The following is a 17,350-nucleotide window of genomic DNA, read 5'->3' as shown; positions in this document are numbered from 1 at the left end:
AGGGCGAAAAAAGCTTGTTCAATTGGCAAAATCAGGCGATCTTGACATCACCTGGCACGCCACTTGGGGAATGTCGGTTCGAGGCTTTCGAGGTAAAGGGTCCAAAGCGTTGCAACTCTAAACTTTTTCTTGCTCGAATATTCATCCCAGTACTTTTTCCAACGCTCATAGGCGCGGATATTTGCTTCTCCTTCTGTCGCAGCGTCCAATTTGAATCGGGAGCGTTTTCCCTCCGCATTTGTGAAGGTTACGACCCAGTCACCCCGCAATCGGCCGACTTTGAAGGGCGATTGGTAGTGCTTGCTGATGAAAAATTCTTCATCCATCGTTGGCACCTCCTCTGTTGTTGGGAGTAGTTCTTGCGCCATTCGATTGCCGCGGTGTTTGGCGCTTACGTCTCGTTGCGACGCCTCGGCTCTCGTACTCTTGAAGAGAGCTTGCTGGTATACCGTACCGCCTCTTTCCTACGAGGAAGGCAAATAACTCCCCGGAGTTAATAGTGTTAATAACCGTGTTGGCGCAGCAGTTCCAACGGTTTGCGACTTGCTCAGGTGTGAAGATGATATCCATTCTTCTTCCATCATTTTCTGGAAGCCCCCGGGCGCTTTCTGGACATATGCTCGAAAGTCGCTCGTTAGATCCAGTCGTTGATACAGCCACCTTTCCCATGTTGGGGTAGGGGGGTCTGATAAAGGAGCTGATTTTGGTTTCCATAGCCTTCATAGAGAGAAAGCTCGAATTCAAAATCTAATCCGCTAATTTCGATCGGAATAGCTCCGAAAGGAAGTGGCCGGCCAGTTACCCAAGTTGGTCAACCTTGACTTCGAAATGAATATTGGCTGATTTCTGAAATCCGAAGAAAATGGTGTCAAAAAACTTTGAGGGAAGGAATTTTTTGCATTTATCTGTCTGTATTGCTTGGAAAGGCTCGTAACTCTGACTGTGAAGTGCGAGTGTACGACACAACTTGGTGTGCAATGTTCGTAACCGGCGTCTGCGCGTCACGTCATAACGCCTCTCCCGTGCTGCGATATATTGCACATCTCACAATGGGGTGTGCGTATCGAAATGTGCGCTACAAATTCGTTTCTAATTTCGTTGGGTGTCGGGATCTACGCGTCGGGTCAACGGCGGTGGCCGGATGAAGCCAAGGCCCGGGCAGTGGCGGTTACGCTCGAACCGGGCGCGACGGTGAATGGTGTTTCGGCGCGGTATGGAGTCTGACCTGCCCCCCCGGCGAAATTCCTCACCATGATGTAGAGTCTGCCCACCCCTTAAGGAGCAGACGAATGCGGAAGAGCCATTTTACCGAGGCGCAGAGCCAAACACCGAGGGCCTGAAACACAGGCTCATGGCGCTTTTCTGCTTGCAGTGAGTCAACCTGACAGGTTGTGAATGGGGTTACGGGTTCACAGCTGACCTTCGCTGTGTTCGATGGTAAGCGTGCTTCTTCCCCGTTGTCACTGCCCTCAGAAAACGATGCCAAGCAGGCTCGACGTCAACCGACTGCTGATTGAGGTCACGCTCATCGAATAGGTTTTAACCTTACCCCTGGATTCGCCGAAACTCTTCCGCAATCCCGTGTCGCGCTTTTTTTGACCGGGGTGATCTTGCTCTTCGTTGCAAGCGTCCAGTTCACACAAGCTGTCTGACTGTAAGTTGGCCCGCGTCAGACGGCAGCGGATGCAACGCCGGCAACAACAAGATAGCGTCCGCCTTTTGCGATGGTCACGATAAGCACGAAGCGCCAAAGCGGTTCGCGCAGGAGACCTGCCGCCAGCGTCAGCGGATCTCCGATCACGGGAACCCAGGACCCGAGAAGACTCCAGCGGCCCCATTTGCCATACCACGCTGAGGCTTGATCCAGCCGCGCAGCCGAAACCGGAAACCAGCTGCGGTCCGAGAAATGCATGAGATACCGCCCGGCCACCCAGTTGAGGATTGAACCCAGGACATTTCCTGCCGTTGCTACCGCCAGGAGCAGCCATACCGGGTGGCTGCCGCTAATCAGCATTCCGGCAAGCACAGCCTCTGACTGTGCAGGCAAGAGCGTTGCGGCCACCAGGGCCGCCGTGAACAGGCCAGCGATGGAAAGCATTTTAGGAACGCATGGGCCAGCTGCGGTGCAGATCGTCAATGATGACTTCGTGCTTGTGCCCGGTCGCTCCGTGTTCCCGCAGATGCGGGTGGTCAGGGGGCAGATCGTCGTGGGTGTGCTCAATTTCCCCGGCCGTTCTGCCAGGCCACTGCACCAGGCAGGCCACGATCCCAATCCCCGCCAGCCCGGCCAAGGCAACCAGCGCGGGGATGGCACCCAACTGTGTCATCAGCCAGCCGGACAGCGGATAGGTGACCAGCCAGCAGGCATGCGACAGCGCGAACTGTGCAGCAAACACTGCGGGCCTGTCCTCGGCGTGCGCCGAACGCTTCAGCAACCGCCCTGAGGGGGTCAGCACCGCGGAATAGCCGAAGCCCGCAAGCAGCCAGGCGAGAAGCAGAGCCCCCCAGTGCAGATCCGAAGCAGCGATGCTTCCCGCGAGCCCAATCAAGGAGAGGATCATGAGGCAGGCACCCGAGAGCATGACGGGGCGGTCGGGAAGCCGGTCCAGAAGCCTTGGCAGCAGCAACGCTGCCGCCATGGAGCCCGCGCCGAATGCGAACATCGTCCAGGCCAGCGCGCTTTCCGGCAGGCCGAGCAGACTGCGTACCAGAACGACCGAGTTCACCAGCACCATCGCTCCGGCTGCCGAGACCGCAAGATTGAGCGCAAGCAGGCCGCGCAGCCGCGGGGTTGCCAGGTAAATGCGCATTCCGCGCGTTGTGCGGTCGTAGACGCCCCGCGGCTCGGCGGCCTGAGGGCTCGGCAGCATCACTGAAACCACTAAGAACGCGGAAGCGGCAAAGCCCGCCACGGTGCCCAGGAACAGGGTATTGTAGCTCATCAGTGCCAGCAGCAGCGCCGCGAGTGTCGGGCTTATAATGTTTTCCAGATCGTAGGCGAGGCGCGAAAGTGAAAGCGCACGGGTGTAGCGCGCCTCGTCGGGCAGCACGTCGGGAATCGTAGCCTGGAAGGTGGGTGTAAAGGCCGCCGAGGCAGACTGGAGCAGGAAGATCAGCACATAGACCTGCCAGACCTCGGTCACGAAGGGCAGCGCCAGCGCCGCACCCGCCCGCACCAGGTCAAGCGCGACAAGCAGGCGGCGGCGGTTCACCCGGTCCGCAAAGGCTCCCGCAACCGGGGCGATCCCCACATAGGCCACCATCTTGATGGTGAAGACCGTGCCCAGCACCATCGCAGCGCTGTCCCCCGCCAGATCGTAGGCCAGCAGTCCGAGTGCGACAGTTGCAAGGCCCGTCCCCAGCAGTGCAACAACCTGGGCCAGGAAGAGGTGCCGGTAGGTGCGGTCAGACAGGATGTCCAGCATGATTGCCTCAAAGGTAACGTGAGATGGCCTTGAGCTCGGCCCGGTCGGATTCGGAGTTTTCCCCGTCGAGGCAGTGATCCATGTGGTCATGGATCAGCGCCTGCTTGGCGTTGCGGATGGCTTTTTCCACCGCCTGAAGCTGCTGCGCGATTTCGAGACAGGGGCGCCCGTCTTCGATCATGCCGATGACTGAGCGCAGATGCCCTTCGGCGCGTTTCAGCCGTGCGGAGAGCTTGGGGTGGCTTGCATGCCGGTGTGGTTCTATCATAAGAACGAGCTATCCTCCCGTGGGGGATAAAGCAAGATGGCGATTAGAGAGCCACGAGCAGGGACATGGTGCAGGCACGGATTGCCGGGAAATGGACGCAATTGATGCAGCGGGGCTTGGCCGCGCTACTCTGCCTGTGCCTTATGTTCTGGTCTTCCCAGCCGGTCACGTCCCACATCCCGGATGTGCTTGCTACCATCCAGGACCATGCGGAGATGATCGAAACCCACGGCCATAGCCACGGGTTCGAGGAAGACCTTGCCTGGGCTCTGCACGGCCACAGCCATGATGTTGCCGATCATGACCACAGCCCGGCGCTTCTTGTCCGCGGCTCCTTTGCCGAAGTGTGGGATGTCCCCGAAGCGGCAGGCTCTCCCGCCGGGCCGTCATGGCGTCAGGGCCCGGTCTATCGCCACGAGCGGCCTCCGCGCGTGTGATCTGGTGCCGCCCGAGCGGCCGCCACACAGATCCCACACATTCTTTTCGGAGACCAACATGACCGCAGACTTTCGGGACACGCGCCTCGCCGCTTTGCGCAGGCCGCTGTTCCTGACAACTCTTATCCTGCTTGCGCTCGGCGCAACTCAGGCCGCAGCCCACAATGTCACTGAGGGCGACGCTGGCTATATCCAGGAGATCTGGGGAGTGAACATCATCCCCTTCATGTATCTCGGCGCCAAGCACATGGTGACCGGCTACGACCACATCCTGTTCCTGCTCGGCGTCGTCTTTTTCCTCTACAAGATGCGCGACGTCGGCATCTACGTCAGCCTCTTCGCCATCGGGCATTCGACCACGATGCTGCTCGGCGTCTGGTTCGGGTGGGGCATCAACGCCTATGTCATCGACGCCATCATCGGCCTCTCGGTGGTCTACAAGGCGCTGGACAACCTTGGCGCCTACCAGCGCTGGTTCGGGTTCCAGCCCAATACCAAGCTGGCGACGCTGATCTTCGGCTTCTTCCACGGCACCGGCCTGGCGACCAAGATCCTCGACTACGACATCGCCTCCGAGGGGCTTCTGGCCAACCTCCTGGCCTTCAATGTCGGTGTCGAGCTTGGCCAGCTCATGGCCCTGGCCGTGATCCTCATCGTCATGGGCTACTGGCGGAAATCACCGAATTTCTTCCGCCAGGCCTACTCCGCCAATGTCGTCATGATGACGCTTGGCTTCATTCTCATGGGCTACCAGCTCACCGGCCTCTTCGTGGCCGCCTGAACCGACAGGAGATTTCCAGATGTTCAACGCAGAAAAACCCAGCCTCGACGAACTTCCCAGCTCGAAGCAGCTCCTCCGCTCGACCGTGATCGCTGGCGTCTCGGCCGCGGCGATCCTTGCCACTGTGGTGCTGCCGGCCGAATATGGCATCGACCCGACCGGCATCGGCCGCGCCATCGGCCTGGCCGAGATGGGCGAGATCAAGACCCAGCTCGCCGAGGAAGCCGAGGCCGACCGGCTGATGGACGAACAGTCCAGCCTGCTTGACCAGATGCTCGGCCTCTTCGTGGGCGCTGCCTACGCGCAGGATTCCACCGCCGCTGAGGCGGCCGAGGAATGGCGCGACGAGACCCGCTTCACCCTGGCACCAGGCGATTCCGCAGAATGGAAGCTGGTCATGGAAGAAGGCCAGACGGCCGAATACCGCATGCTCGTTGAGGGCGGCCGGGTCAACTTCGACTTGCACGGCCATGGCGGCGGCAACTCGGTCACCTATGAGAAGGGCCGCGGTTCTACTGGCGCAAAGAGCGAGATCGTCGCTGAATTCAACGGCGAACACGGCTGGTTCTGGCGCAACCGTGACAGTTCGGACGTTACAGTGACAGTCCAGGTCCGCGGCGAATACGCCGAGTTCAAGGACGCAAGCTGAAGTCGAAGCTGCCGTTCGTACGCTGCGCGGCGAACGGCAGCTCTTCGCCCTTCGCCACCATAGAAACTTCCGGCCCTGACCTGCCATTCGCTTCCTTGCCAAGCGCTGCGGTGCAGCTTCACCAGACCGGCCATCCGTCCATCGCGCAGCATTTTCGTTGGGTGACGGTCGGCTGTGCGGGACGAAGAGGGCTTAGGCTGCAATTACTCCAAACTATGCTTTCAGAAACAAAAGTCAGAGGCGATCATCATATCTGCAAACAGAAGCGCTCACTCAATTTCTATCTCGCTGCGGTGCCTAATGAAGGGACTGTAGACCGGCGCCTCCGGCTTGATGCGACCATCGTCGCCCCAATCAGACATTCCGTTGAATGGGATCGCCGCTTCGGCTTCGACAGATTGAAGCCGCGAAACCCAGTCTTCCTCTATCTTCTTCAACCGCGCGGCGACCACATCGTCGTCCGAGTATCGCAGTCCTGCCTCGACACCATAAGCGACATGCGGCGATAGAACATCATACCCGACATAGGCGAGAGAGAAGTTGACCGGCCAGAGCATGAGGTCGATATCGCCACTGCGTCCGTTGTGGGCGTAGGTTTCGGGGCTTGTGCCGACCGTGAGCGAGAGCATCACTTTCTTGCCAACAAATCGGCCGTTCTCGAAGCGGTTGGTGCTCTTGTAGACCTCGCCGTAGACGAAGACCCTGTCCATCCAGCCTTTGAGAATGGCGGGGGGCAGATGCCACCACATTGGATACTGAAGGATCAACAGGTCTGCGTCTTCGAGAAGTGCGATTTCCTTTTGCACCTCGGGTGGAAGCGTTCCCTCTGCCGACGCATGACGCTGTTCTGATTGCACATCAAATCTATCCGGGTTGAGTGGCGCTTTGTAATGTGCTGCCTTTTCGCACGGATCAAAACCTTCCACAGAAAGATCGGTCAGCGTCACAGTCCAGCCTCGCCCTTCAAGCGTTTGCTGAGCTAACCGCGCGAGATGGGCGTTGTACGATTTCGGCTCTGGGTGAGCCAATACGATATGAGCTTTCACTTCTGGTTTTCCTTTTTCCGATCCGCGCATTAGATCGCACAAACTTCGGTAAGAAGGAACGTGGGTTCGCGGTGCGGAACTTAATTGAGCAGACATTAGAGCGCAGCGCAGCATCGGGCGAAGTCGGGCTCTGAGCCGTCATTCACTGCCCATGATTCCTGACTTCTGACCGTAGGCCACTCCCGGCCTATTCCGTTGAAAAACTCGCCCCAGTGGCCGCGCTAATAACCTCACGAGATCAAGCGTGCTTAGCCCCGCCGCTCTTCAGTAGGCGATTTGTTGTGGCGGCAGGAGCTTTGCGAGCTTTCGGAGGTTCTGGGCGGTGGCTGCGAGGTGGAATTCGTCACGTGCGCCGAGAGGTCCGCGTAATCGAAGACGGTTCAGCCCCAGGATCCTCTTCAGATGGGCGAACAGCATCTCGACCTTCTTTCGCAGCTTACAGGAGATTGCGTAATCGGTGGTGCGGGCGATTGCACGGGCCCGGTCGCGGGATGGCTCATAAATCGACCTGAGCACTTTGCGGGCAGGCGCCTTCGGGCAACAGCGCGATTTCAGTTCGCAGACATCGCAGTCGGCCTTGCTGGCCCGGTAGCGCAGCATCCCATGTTCGTCCGGCTTCTGCTCTCTGGCCGTCGTGAAGACCCGACGGTTCTGTTTCAACTCCTTGCCGCCCGGACAGGTGTAGGTGTCCTGCTCGGCATCATAGGTGAAGTCGGTGCGTTCGAATGTTCCATCCCGGCGCGCTGACTTGTCAAACACCGGGATATGAGGCGCGATCCCGCGCTGGCGATCCAGCCAGTCCAGCATCTCGCCCGTGCCGTAGGCAGTGTCGGCGATCAGGCGTTCTGGTTGCAGGGCGAAGGTATCGCTCACACGATCAATCATGGTGCGCACCGATCCGACTTCGGCCTGGCGGATCGAACGGGTGGCCTCGACGTCGAGGATCACGCCGTTGTCGGTATCAATCAAGTAGTTGGTGGAATATGCAAAATAGGCTGGCCCGCCCCGTGCCCCGGTCCATTGCGACGCGGGATCGGAATGCGAGGTGAACTTCGGATCGACCGGGCTGGCCGCACCGAAAGCCGCATCATCCAGCGTGGCCAGGTATTCCCTGACCGCCCGCGGTGCCTCCTCGGGATCGACCTTGTCTGGCTGCCAATCAGCCTTGGGCGTCGAGTTCTGCCGGTTCGCGTCAGCTTGAATGATGCTGGCGTCTGCCGCAAAGCGCTGGCCGCTTGCCAGTCCCTCCGCGATGCAGCGGGAAACCACCGTTTCGAACAGATGGCGCAGCAGATCGCTGTCACGGAAACGGCCGTGCCGGTTCTTGGAAAAGGTCGAATGATCCGACACTGGGTCGGTCAGGTCGAGACGGCAGAACCAGCGGTAAGCGAGATTGAGGTGGACCTCCTCGCAAAGTCGACGTTCCGAACGGATCCCCATGATGTAGCCAACAAGCAGCATCCGGATCATCAGTTCGGGATCAACCGACGGTCGCCCGGTGGAGCTGTAGAACGGTGCCAGATGCTGCCGGATCCCGGCCAGATCGACAAACCGGTCCACCGCCCGGAGCATGTGGTCGGCCGGGACATGTGTCTCGATCGAGAACTCGTAGAACAGAGCGCTCTGTGCTTGCTGTCGGGAACCCATCATCACCGCTCACCTCCACCTGTCACGTGGAAAGTGAATCAGCGCTCAGGGCTTCACGCAAGCAGAGTTTTTCAACAAAATAGGCCCATAGCCGCCTTTCGCACGAATGGACATTGCTGCAACGCAACTTTTCCAAAGCGGTCTTTCGAACCGCATCACGGCAGCAACCGACGGATTAAGCTCAGCGGCGACGATGGAGACGCCATCCGATCAAACCTGGCGCGCGACTTCCTGAAAATCAGTGCTCCCTCTCGACCCAAAGGCCAACGAAGGTGCCGGATACGATGAGCGTCGCGCCGAGGAGCGCGGTCGGGGTGACGGGTTCGGACAGGAGCGCCCATGCCAGGGCGAAGCCGAACAGGGGCTCGGTCCCCATCAGAAAGCTCACGCGCGTGGGGCTGGTCCGACGGACCGCCGCGTTTTGCACGTAGAAGGCTCCTACCGTACAGAAGAGCGAGAGGAAGGCCACCGCGCCCCAGGCTGCTACATCTGCACGGACCAAGAGACCCGCAAACCCCGATTGGCCCAGAAGCAGCGCCCCTGTCAGCCCGGCGACCATCGCAGCCTGCACCGCCGTTAGCGCGGCGGAGGAGAGGCGGCTGCCTTCCATCAGGCGCTTGGTTGAAACCACCATGACCGCCCGCAGGCCGGCCGCACAGAGGACCAACATGTCTCCCGCACCGAGCGCGCCCATGCCACCCGACAACACCATGACACCGATCACCGCGACGACCGCTCCCGCCATCACCCCGACTGGCGGGAGCTTGCGCTGCAAACCGAATTCGAGGAAGGGCGTGAAGATCGTGCAGAGCGAGATGATGAGCGCGGTATTGGTCGCCGTCGTCATCGCCACGCCCCTTGTCTCGGCAATGAAGATGGCGCACAGGATGGCTCCGAGCAGTGCTCCGGCCGACAGCTCCCTCCGTGGCGCCCTTCGCAGGTCACGGTAGGCGACAGAAGTCATCACCAGCGCCGTCAATGCAAAGCGGTAAAAGATCAGCAGAAGGACCGGCATATGCGCCAACGCGCCCTTTGCGACCGGGTAGCTTGCGCCCCAGACCAGGGCCACGCCGAGCACCGCGACATCCGCCCAGAGCGACGCCCGCCGCGCCTTGAAACTTTCCGATACCGCCACCTTGGCCTCCGTGTCTCCTGCACATCGCGGCGGGATAGGCCATGGGCTGGGGCGGGATATAGAACGAAAATGCGGTATCAGCCTCTGGCAAAGGCGGCCGGAGTGATGCCAACGATCGCCCGGAAGTTGCGCCCCATGTGGCTCTGGTCCGCAAAACCTGTCTGCGCAGCCGCATCCGCCGGAGACTGGCCCTCCCGGAGCAGGCGCTTGACCCGCAAGATCTTCCTCTGCAGATGCCAGGCGTGGGGTGGCAGGCCGGTGGCGCGCCGGAAGGCTGCGATCGTCTGCCTGCGCCGCAGGCCGGTGATCCGGCACAATTCTTCGAGCGAAACATCCTCCTCGACGTGGCTGTCCAGATAGTCGACGGCATCCGCGATCCGCCCTTTGCTTTGACGCTCAGGGACGGAAAGCTGGGGCGCCAGTTCACGCAGGAGCGCACCGATTAGCGCATCGAGCGCCACGTCGCGGGTCAGCCGCTGATCAGATGCGTGCAGTGCCTGGTGCAGGGCCGAAAACCGCTGCGCCAGATCGGAGCGGGAATGGAAGGCTGCTCCGAAATCAAGCGTCCCGGTCAGCGCCTTGCCGGTGATGTCTTCGACCAGCTCCCGCATACCAGCTTCGGGAATGTAGAGCATCCGCTGCCGCCATCCGGTCTCACTACCTGCGCCACCGTGATGGACATCACCCGGACGCATCGTGACCACCGAACCGCGCGGCACCTCGTGCATCTCACCGCGACACCAGACGGCGTGGACACCGCCGTCAATCACACCGAAGAGGTATTCGTCGTGGGCGTGAGGTTTGAAGGTCTGTTTCAGGTAGCGCGCCGAAAGGGTTTCGATGCCGTAGAGATCAGGGCGCGACCGAAGGGTCACCTCGTCTCTACGGCTGTGTATCTGTTCCTCTGACAAGACAGGGCGCCCCTTCGGTTTAACGTCAGACGCTTATCGCCGAGCATTCGGCAGGTCAAACATGGCAAGGTCGCAGACTGGTTGCAGGCAAACTCGCAGGATTGCGGTGCTCGCTCCTGTACCCCCCTTTTGCCTCCCGTCCGACACTTCCGACACTTCCGGCCCAGAGCCGACCTCCAATTGCCAACTGTGATGCCGCAGTGCGGCCCGTCAAAGCTGCTGTTGGTGCCAGGCGCAGCATTTCGGTAATACGAATGACGGCATCGCGTGATCTGGCAGACACGGAACTTCGTCCGTCATTTGATTGGTCTTTATCGGTCAGCCGCCATTTGATGGAAGGCGCGGGTGGGACTCGACCTTCTCCAGTATTTAGGACGTCACAGATGAAACAGATCCTGCCCCTCGCGGTCAGGACATCGCCTTGACCGCTCCGATTTCGCGTTCGATCGCGTCCTTCAGGCGTTCGGAAGCACCCGATTGTGACGTGCCGCACAGCAAACCGACTTCAAGGTCCCGCAGTGGCGGCAGTCCCTCTCTGTCGCCGATGATCGAAACCGATGGCGGAACGCTGCACAGCGCCATGCCCGCCACGGCGAGACCAGACCGGACGATGGTCGCCATCCCCGCAAGGCTCGCACTCGAGTAGGTTGCGACGAAACGCCTGTCGGTGTCGGCCAGCGCCTTCAGGATGTTCGCCCGGGCGGCACAGGTTTGAAACAGGGCGACGGGCAAAGGGTCCTTCTCCCAGACGGCGTGACGCGGCGAGGCAACCCAGACCATCGGCTCGCGCCTGAGGACGGTCGCAGGGAACTCGGCAAATCGCGTGACGATCGCCAGGTCGAGGTGGCCCTCTTCCATGTCGCGCGTGAGCTCGGTTGTGGAAGCGCAAGACAGATCTACCGTCACAAGGGGATGGTCCAACCCGAACCGCTCAAGGATCGGCACGAGAAGGTCCGTGTAATCTTCCGGTACGCCAAGTCGCACCGTGCCGGTTTCTTCAGGGCGGGTCAGATGCGCCAAGGCCTCTTCCGAGATCCGCAGCAGCCGTTGTGCATAGGCCAGCAGGTCTCGGCCCGCAGGTGTGGCCGTCACCTTCCTGGTCCCGCGCAGCAGCAGCGGCTGGCCGATCTCGGCTTCAAGCTTGCGGATCTGCATGCTGACTGCGGACTGGCTGCGACCGACGCGACCAGCGGCAAGCGAGAAGCTGCCCGTGTCCGCCACAGCGGCCAAGGTTCTGAGAAGGTCGAGATCGAGCGGTCTGGGCATCTTTATCAGCTTTTCGAATAGAGTTGATAAAACCTATGCGTTTGACTGCACGCTGTCGATCCTGCATCGAGAGATAGCCTGTCCTGTCAGGCGCAGCGCACCCATCGCAAATTGAGCAGAACCAATGGCGACCCTGGCCGAGAACCCGAGCTTTTCCCATTTCTCTCCCCCTACGGCCCGCCGGAAGGACGCCCAGGCAGCTGCAAGTGTAGCTATTGGCCGTCTGGCCGGGTGGGAAAGTGCCGTCTCCGAGATCAGGACATGGCCGGAATACAGAACAGAACCGCTGCATGATCTCGCGGCGTCGGCGCGGCGTCTCGGCCTGCAAAAGCTTTGGTTCAAGGACGAAAGCCAGCGTTTCGGCCGCGACCTCGGGAGTTTCAAGGCGCTTGGCGCGCCCTATGCCGTCGCGATGCTGCTGGCCGGCGTTGTCGAGCAAGCCACGGGCCAGCGCCCTTCGACCGATGATCTTCGATCGGGACGGTTCCGGTCCATAACCGAGCGGGTGACGGTCTGCGTGGCAACCGATGGCAACCAGGGGCGCGGGCTCGCTTTTGCGGCGAGGACCTTCGGCTGCCGGTGCGTTGTCTACATCCACGGGCATGTCAGCGCCGGTCGAAAGGAAGCGATGGAGCGTCTGGGCGCCATCGTCATCCGCATCGACGGCGAATACGAGGCCTCGGTCGGCCGCGCCAGGGAAGATGCACGCATGAACGGCTGGCACTTCGTGTCCAGCACGTCCTGGGACGACTACGCCAGCAATCTGCCCCGCGACGTCATGAGCGGCTACATGGTGATGGTCGAGGAAGCTTTGGCCCAGCTTCCCGATCCCGCAAGCCTGACCCATGTCTTCATGGCCGCAGGCGTCGGCAGCATCCCCGCTGCCGTCTTCCTCGGGATCGCCGGGCGCTTGAAGCACCCGCTGCCGCGTTTCATTGTGGTCGAGCCGCGTGAGGCCGACTGCTGTTACCAAAGCGCCGTGGCGGGCAAGCCCACGCCATCGTCGGGCAGCCTGCACACCATCCAGGCGGGGCTGGCTTGCCGCGAGGTCTCGCCTGCAGCCTGGAAGATCCTCGACTGGCTCGCCAGCGACTTCGTCACCATCCCGGACACCTGGGCCGAGGACGGCATGCGTGCGCTTGCAGCCGGTCAGGGCGACATGCCGATTGTCTGCGGTGAATCTTCGGCCGGAAGCATGGGCGTGCTGATCCACGCAGGCGCAGACGCCACCCTCAGGACTGCCCTGGGACTGACGTCCGACAGCCGCGTCCTGCTGTTCGGCTGCGAAGGGGCGACCGACCCGGACATCTACCGCCGGATCGTGGGGGACTCTGCGGACGCCGTCTTTGATCGCCAGAACGACAGTTTGAGCGAGCGGCCATCGACATCCGGAACACAAGAGGCCTGCGCATGACCGATCAGACGCAATCGACGACCGCCGCACTGAAACTCGCCTTTGGACTGATGCTGATCGGCACAGTGGGCGCGGCGGTCGTGGCATCCGGGCTGGATGCCATTACGGTGGTCTTTTGGCGCAGCGTTGTCGGCGCGATCTTTCTTGCAGTCTGGTGCCTTGCCACCGGTATCCTGCCCGACCGCAGCCTGACGCGGCGCAACCTGATGCTGGGCGCAGTGGCCGGCGTTAGCCTGGTCCTGAGCTGGGCTGCCTTCTTTCAGGGTATCCTGATGACCTCGATCAGCACGGCAACCATCCTGTTCCATACACAGCCGTTCTGGATCGTCCTGCTCAGCGCCGTCATCCTGAAAGAGCGGATTTCCCGCGCGCAGATGGCCTGGCTCTGCATGGCTTTCGTTGGTGTCGCACTGGCCAGCAACCTGACACTGTCCTCCGGTGAACTGGATCCCGACTGGGCCTCGGGTGTTTTGATCCTCTTGGGCGGCGCGCTGGTCTATGCTGTGACCGCCGTTGCCGGAAAGGAACTGCGCGGCCAACGGGGCGAGGTCACGACGCTGATCCAGACCGTCGCCGGTGCGCTGATCTTCCTGCCGTTCGTGAACTTAAGCCAGGATATCGCGCTGCCGTCCTGGAGTTTTCTGGTGATGATCGGCGTGCTTCAGACAGGGGTGGCCTGGGTCATGGTTTATTCGGCTTATCCCCATGTCTCGACTCCCCTCATTGCCGTGCTTAGCTTTGTCAATCCGATGACGGCAATCCTGTCGGATTGGTATTTTTACGGCCATCTGATCGGCCTCGCACAGACGGCCGGCATGGCGTTGATCGTGATTGGCACGCTTGGGGTGAAGCTCGGATGGCAACCGTGGCCAACAAACCGGTCGGTGACGTGACCGCCGTGCGCCCGGACGGAACGCCTTGCAGGGCACCGATCGTCTTCATACCCGGTTTCATGCTTGATCGCGACCTGTGGACGGATGTCGAGCGGTCTTTATCCGGCATCGCCCCGACGCTGCACCCTGACCTGCGTCTGGCCACCTCAATCGATGACATGGCGCAACAGGCCCTGAAGTTTTCGCCGGAGCGTTTCACACTGGTTGGCTTCTCGATGGGCGGGTATGTCGCCCGCGAAATGGCCCGGCTGGCACCAGACCGGGTGGAACGGCTTGTCCTGATCGCAACCTCCTGCCGCGCCGATACGCCGGATCGCGGTCGAGCCAAGGCCGCCGCCGCGGTCGAGCCGCAGCGGTTCGGCGGGATCGCCCGGAGCGCGATACGGCAATCCCTGTCTCCTCGCAACGCGAACGACGCACAACTGGTCGAGCGCATCCGACAGATGAGCCTGCGTCTTGGCCCGGACACTTGGCAGCGGCAACTGGCATTCCGCCGCGATGGCGATTGCGCCAAGCTGTCCGAAATCACCTGTCCGACGCTGATCATCACGGGTCGCGACGATCGGCTGCGCTCAAATGCCGAGGCGGAGGAGTTGCGTGACGGCATTACCGGGGCGAGGCTTGTGAGGGTACCCACGGGGCACATGGTTCCGCTGGAGAACCCGCGTATCTTGGCACGGATTATCCGCGCCTTCATCTTTGTGAGCACTGTGGCCGGACAGGCCAGCCATAATCTCAAGCGTCTCGAGCGGCCCGGTTCCACACGCGGGCGTCGGAAGGGGACCTGACATGCTTCTGATCACGATCTGGCCGATCTTCGCGCTGATCTGCCTCGGGTTCCTCCTTCTTCGCCGTGGGTTCCCTTCGACAGAGTTCTGGCCTGCGGCGGAGCGCATCAACTATTTCCTGCTGTTTCCAGCCCTGCTTGTGTCCAGTCTTGCGAATGCGCCGGTCTACGACGAGGACGTCCTTCGGCTTGGCGCCGCAGCGGCCACGACGATCCTGATCGCGGCTTCCGCCCTTGGCCTGGTCAGGCGCTTCCGGCCGACACCTGCGGCCCGGTTCGGTCCCATCATGCAAGGTGTGGTCCGGTTCAACACCTATCTTGCCATGCCCATCCTTGCGCTGTTGTCAGGGGCCGAAGGTGTCGAGCGCGCCGCGATCTACCTTGCGGTCGCTGTGCCTGTCGGCAATGTTGTCTCGATCATCGCCTTGACCGACGCGGCCGCATCACGCGCACCGCTGGCTCTCGTTCGTACCGTCTTCCGGAACCCCTTGATCATCGCGTGTGTTGCAGGATTCGCGCTCGCTCTCACCGGCATTGGCCTGCCGTTCGGAACCGAGAGCTTTCTGAAATTGATAGGTCAAGCCAGCCTGCCGCTGGGGCTTCTATGCGTCGGCGCGGCATGGAAGCCTGAAACATTGCGGCAAGACATGAGTGGTCTTACCGGGACCAGCTTGATGCGCCTGTTTCTCATGCCCGCACTGGCCACGATGACCAGCCTTCTCTTTGGCTTGTCCGGTGTCGAAGCCCTTGTCCTCATCGTGTTCTCGGCCGTGCCAGCCGCACCGACGTCCTATGTCCTCACGCGCCAATTAAGCGGTGATGGAACATTCATGGCCGGGATTGTGACGTTGCAGACTATGGCGGCGGTTGTGACGATCCCGCTGGTCCTACTTGTCCTTCACGTTCAATGACGACTGACCGCTTTCACAAAATTCGTTTAACGATTTCGCGACTGCAGAGAACGACCGCAATCCGCCCGTACTTCTGGTGCCTTCGAAAGTGCAGAAAGGAGCGCGCACCTGCAGCGAGGCGGCGAAATGGCCCTCAAGGATCTTGTCTTCGCCGACATTCCCGTTGGAAAAGAAACGGTGTGCGGCCCTGGTGTTCACCCAGTCCTGGAACGCCGAGGTCAGCGATTTCCCCGGTCGCTCGCCGAGAGCCTCGAGCCGCCGGTTCAGTCGGGCGTCACCCAAATCACGCCCGGCGGTTTACCCGTTCGGGTGATGACTTACCCGTCCGCGACAGCCAGAACGTTTTGCAAGCGGTGATAGGTCGCATCGCGCACGGCCGCATCGACATCAACAATCGGAGCTTTCGGTTTTTTCGTGCGCAGCATGCAGCCGCTGCCTGCAACAACAAGCACGCAAGCGCCGATGATGGAGCTCGCGTTGATAATTTCCGAGGTGATGGCTTCGAACATGATAAAGCCTCAATGAAGGAAATATAGACGGCGAGGGTGGATGAAGCCAGAAGTGGCCCATTCGATTGATTTTTGCCATTCGCGAGATCTATGCTGCAGCCTGAGCTTGGTTAAAATCCTCATCGGCGAGAACCGACGATTATGCCTGAAATCATGCAGCTTTCTGGGGCAGGGATTTATTGACCCTGACACCCGCTCGCGACATCGGGCCTCGCCTGGCCTTATTTCGGCATTTCCGAAATGAAGCGGCTAAGATTGTCGTTCATCAGTAACCATCCGACCAAACCGCTCCGGCGTGACTGCCATATTCGCAATTACTCTGCGGTTGCAACGTAGCGCCACCTGCTTGCCAGTCGCGTCCGAGTTCTTGCTCCACTGTCAAAGCCAGAGTGTTCATGCAGCGCCGCTTGTCGGTCACTCCGCCCGCAATCCAAACGCGTATGCACCCGGCTTCAACCTTGCGGAAAAAAACGTGGCTGCAAATAGGGGCCAGTAGATCACAGATAGCCGTAGCAGCCCTCGACTTCACCGCCCTTACCCCAGCGCGTCTGCGCATGATGTCGCGCACCGACTATGAGGTCTGTCACTTTCGACATTCCCTTAGCAGGTGATATGGCGCTTTCTTTACGATTTCGCTGACATCATCAGGCGGAGGGGGACGGGTCCTCCACCACATGCAAGCTCCACCGGCAATGCCGATAAAACCTGTTCCGCAAGTCACGAGCATCAGAGCTATTTCGACTGTCATTTCCCAACTCCTGCGAGCCACGCTTGACACAAGCCAGCTGCATCGTCGCCGGCACGGTGGCGGATCGGGCGGTTCATTCTTTTCTCATACACGCGATGAAGTCGGCCGCCTTGACCTCTCCGCAATCGGAGAAGGCTTGCCAGACAACCCTGTCAAAATCATCTATTAGAGGCCCTGGCCGATCAAGAAGCCGGTCCAGCCAGCGTTGGTCGAATTCTGGCGCGTCGCTTACGAGCTGCCGCCCGGCCACGGTTTCCCACAGCCAAGATGCGACATCATCCGCACTCGCGGCATCGTCGAGATCAGACCGAGGGATGCCATGAACTTCCTCACTTACCGGGTTCCAATCGTCCTCCGGCCATTCCGGCCTCGGGCGGATTAACCGGCTCTCAACGACAACTTTTCTTTCGTCAAGCCAAGCCAGGCCGACTTCGATCGGCCAAGAGTTAGGCTCAGGACCCATTGATTTCCGGTTGGCGGCATGATCCACGGCTCGAAAAACGAGCGGTAAACATGTCTGATC

General features: G+C 60.6%; 19 protein-coding genes and 1 pseudogene. 8 read left to right on the top strand and 12 right to left on the bottom strand.

Annotated features, from left to right (window positions below):
- Positions 1 to 47: 47 nt before the first annotated feature.
- A complete protein-coding gene (locus PXK01_RS21410) occupies positions 48 to 326 on the bottom strand; it encodes a hypothetical protein (protein WP_274861669.1) in 279 nt (92 codons plus the stop codon).
- Between the two features lie 742 nt (positions 327 to 1,068).
- Between PXK01_RS21410 and PXK01_RS21405 the strand changes: the two genes are divergently transcribed.
- Complete coding sequence (locus PXK01_RS21405; protein ID WP_274861670.1) at positions 1,069 to 1,224, top strand: transposase; 156 nt, start codon at positions 1,069 to 1,071, stop codon at positions 1,222 to 1,224.
- A 445-nt stretch (positions 1,225 to 1,669) separates the two neighbouring features.
- Here PXK01_RS21405 and PXK01_RS21400 read toward each other — a convergent pair whose 3' ends face one another.
- From PXK01_RS21400 to PXK01_RS21390, 3 genes are read right to left on the bottom strand one after another with little or no spacing between them, the layout of a single operon-like run.
- Positions 1,670 to 2,098 carry a YqaA family protein gene (locus PXK01_RS21400; RefSeq protein ID WP_274861667.1) on the bottom strand — a complete coding sequence of 143 codons (429 nt, stop codon included), beginning with the start codon at positions 2,096 to 2,098 and terminating at the stop codon, positions 1,670 to 1,672.
- Position 2,099: 1 nt separating this feature from the next.
- The gene (locus PXK01_RS21395) at positions 2,100 to 3,425 is read right to left on the bottom strand and encodes an MFS transporter (RefSeq protein ID WP_274861666.1); all 1,326 of its coding nucleotides are present in this window, start codon (positions 3,423 to 3,425) and stop codon (positions 2,100 to 2,102) included.
- A gap of 7 nt (positions 3,426 to 3,432) precedes the next feature.
- Positions 3,433 to 3,693, bottom strand: a complete 261-nt coding sequence (locus tag PXK01_RS21390) for a metal-sensing transcriptional repressor (RefSeq protein ID WP_274861665.1) — start codon at positions 3,691 to 3,693, stop codon at positions 3,433 to 3,435.
- Positions 3,694 to 3,758: 65 nt separating this feature from the next.
- On the opposite strand from PXK01_RS21390, the gene PXK01_RS21385 reads away from it, so the two are divergent.
- The 3 genes from PXK01_RS21385 to PXK01_RS21375 are packed head-to-tail and all read left to right on the top strand — an operon-like array spanning position 3,759 to position 5,560.
- Positions 3,759 to 4,130 carry a hypothetical protein gene (locus tag PXK01_RS21385; RefSeq protein WP_274861664.1) on the top strand — a complete coding sequence of 124 codons (372 nt, stop codon included), beginning with the start codon at positions 3,759 to 3,761 and terminating at the stop codon, positions 4,128 to 4,130.
- Positions 4,131 to 4,188: 58 nt separating this feature from the next.
- Entirely contained in the window at positions 4,189 to 4,911 is a 723-nt protein-coding gene (locus PXK01_RS21380) for a HupE/UreJ family protein (protein WP_274861663.1), read from the top strand.
- 19 nt (positions 4,912 to 4,930) lie between these two features.
- On the top strand, positions 4,931 to 5,560 hold the full coding sequence (locus tag PXK01_RS21375; protein ID WP_274861662.1) for a transmembrane anchor protein: 630 nt from the start codon (positions 4,931 to 4,933) through the stop codon (positions 5,558 to 5,560).
- A gap of 269 nt (positions 5,561 to 5,829) precedes the next feature.
- Here PXK01_RS21375 and PXK01_RS21370 read toward each other — a convergent pair whose 3' ends face one another.
- From PXK01_RS21370 to PXK01_RS21350, 5 genes are all read right to left on the bottom strand, one after another.
- Positions 5,830 to 6,606: an NAD(P)H-dependent oxidoreductase gene (locus tag PXK01_RS21370; protein WP_274861661.1), complete on the bottom strand. Its 777-nt coding sequence runs from the start codon at positions 6,604 to 6,606 to the stop codon at positions 5,830 to 5,832.
- 264 nt (positions 6,607 to 6,870) lie between these two features.
- A complete protein-coding gene (locus PXK01_RS21365) occupies positions 6,871 to 8,256 on the bottom strand; it encodes an IS1182 family transposase (RefSeq protein ID WP_274861660.1) in 1,386 nt (461 codons plus the stop codon).
- Between the two features lie 235 nt (positions 8,257 to 8,491).
- Positions 8,492 to 9,388 carry a DMT family transporter gene (locus tag PXK01_RS21360; RefSeq protein WP_274861659.1) on the bottom strand — a complete coding sequence of 299 codons (897 nt, stop codon included), beginning with the start codon at positions 9,386 to 9,388 and terminating at the stop codon, positions 8,492 to 8,494.
- Between the two features lie 77 nt (positions 9,389 to 9,465).
- Positions 9,466 to 10,263 (bottom strand): AraC family transcriptional regulator, encoded by a 798-nt coding sequence (locus tag PXK01_RS21355; RefSeq protein WP_274861657.1) that lies wholly within the window; start codon positions 10,261 to 10,263, stop codon positions 9,466 to 9,468.
- 444 nt (positions 10,264 to 10,707) lie between these two features.
- On the bottom strand, positions 10,708 to 11,565 hold the full coding sequence (locus PXK01_RS21350; RefSeq protein WP_274861656.1) for a LysR family transcriptional regulator: 858 nt from the start codon (positions 11,563 to 11,565) through the stop codon (positions 10,708 to 10,710).
- Between the two features lie 124 nt (positions 11,566 to 11,689).
- Between PXK01_RS21350 and PXK01_RS21345 the strand changes: the two genes are divergently transcribed.
- Genes PXK01_RS21345 through PXK01_RS21330 form a run of 4 tightly spaced genes read left to right on the top strand, consistent with a single transcriptional unit; the run spans position 11,690 to position 15,570 of the window.
- Complete coding sequence (locus tag PXK01_RS21345; protein WP_274861655.1) at positions 11,690 to 12,979, top strand: diaminopropionate ammonia-lyase; 1,290 nt, start codon at positions 11,690 to 11,692, stop codon at positions 12,977 to 12,979.
- Positions 12,976 to 13,872: a DMT family transporter gene (locus PXK01_RS21340; RefSeq protein WP_274861654.1), complete on the top strand. Its 897-nt coding sequence runs from the start codon at positions 12,976 to 12,978 to the stop codon at positions 13,870 to 13,872. The genes PXK01_RS21345 and PXK01_RS21340 overlap by 4 nt, the downstream gene beginning before the upstream one ends.
- Complete coding sequence (locus tag PXK01_RS21335; protein WP_274861653.1) at positions 13,845 to 14,660, top strand: alpha/beta fold hydrolase; 816 nt, start codon at positions 13,845 to 13,847, stop codon at positions 14,658 to 14,660. Before PXK01_RS21340 ends, PXK01_RS21335 begins: the two co-directional genes overlap by 28 nt.
- Position 14,661: 1 nt before the next feature.
- The gene (locus tag PXK01_RS21330) at positions 14,662 to 15,570 is read left to right on the top strand and encodes an AEC family transporter (RefSeq protein WP_274861651.1); all 909 of its coding nucleotides are present in this window, start codon (positions 14,662 to 14,664) and stop codon (positions 15,568 to 15,570) included.
- Here PXK01_RS21330 and PXK01_RS21325 read toward each other — a convergent pair.
- The 3 genes and pseudogenes from PXK01_RS21325 to PXK01_RS21315 form a co-directional block, all read right to left on the bottom strand.
- Positions 15,547 to 15,852, bottom strand: a complete 306-nt coding sequence (locus PXK01_RS21325; protein ID WP_274861650.1) for an IS4/Tn5 family transposase DNA-binding protein — start codon at positions 15,850 to 15,852, stop codon at positions 15,547 to 15,549. The two genes, PXK01_RS21330 and PXK01_RS21325, sit on opposite strands and share 24 nt — an antisense overlap.
- A gap of 35 nt (positions 15,853 to 15,887) precedes the next feature.
- Positions 15,888 to 16,079 (bottom strand): hypothetical protein, encoded by a 192-nt coding sequence (locus PXK01_RS21320; RefSeq protein WP_274861649.1) that lies wholly within the window; start codon positions 16,077 to 16,079, stop codon positions 15,888 to 15,890.
- An 821-nt stretch (positions 16,080 to 16,900) separates the two neighbouring features.
- Positions 16,901 to 17,350 (bottom strand): annotated as a pseudogene (locus PXK01_RS21315) (hypothetical protein); the annotation flags it as partial.

It is taken from the genome of Phaeobacter sp. PT47_59, from assembly GCF_028890025.1.
Lineage (GTDB): Bacteria > Pseudomonadota > Alphaproteobacteria > Rhodobacterales > Rhodobacteraceae > Phycobacter.
This window is presented reverse-complemented; position numbering and strand designations above follow the sequence as displayed.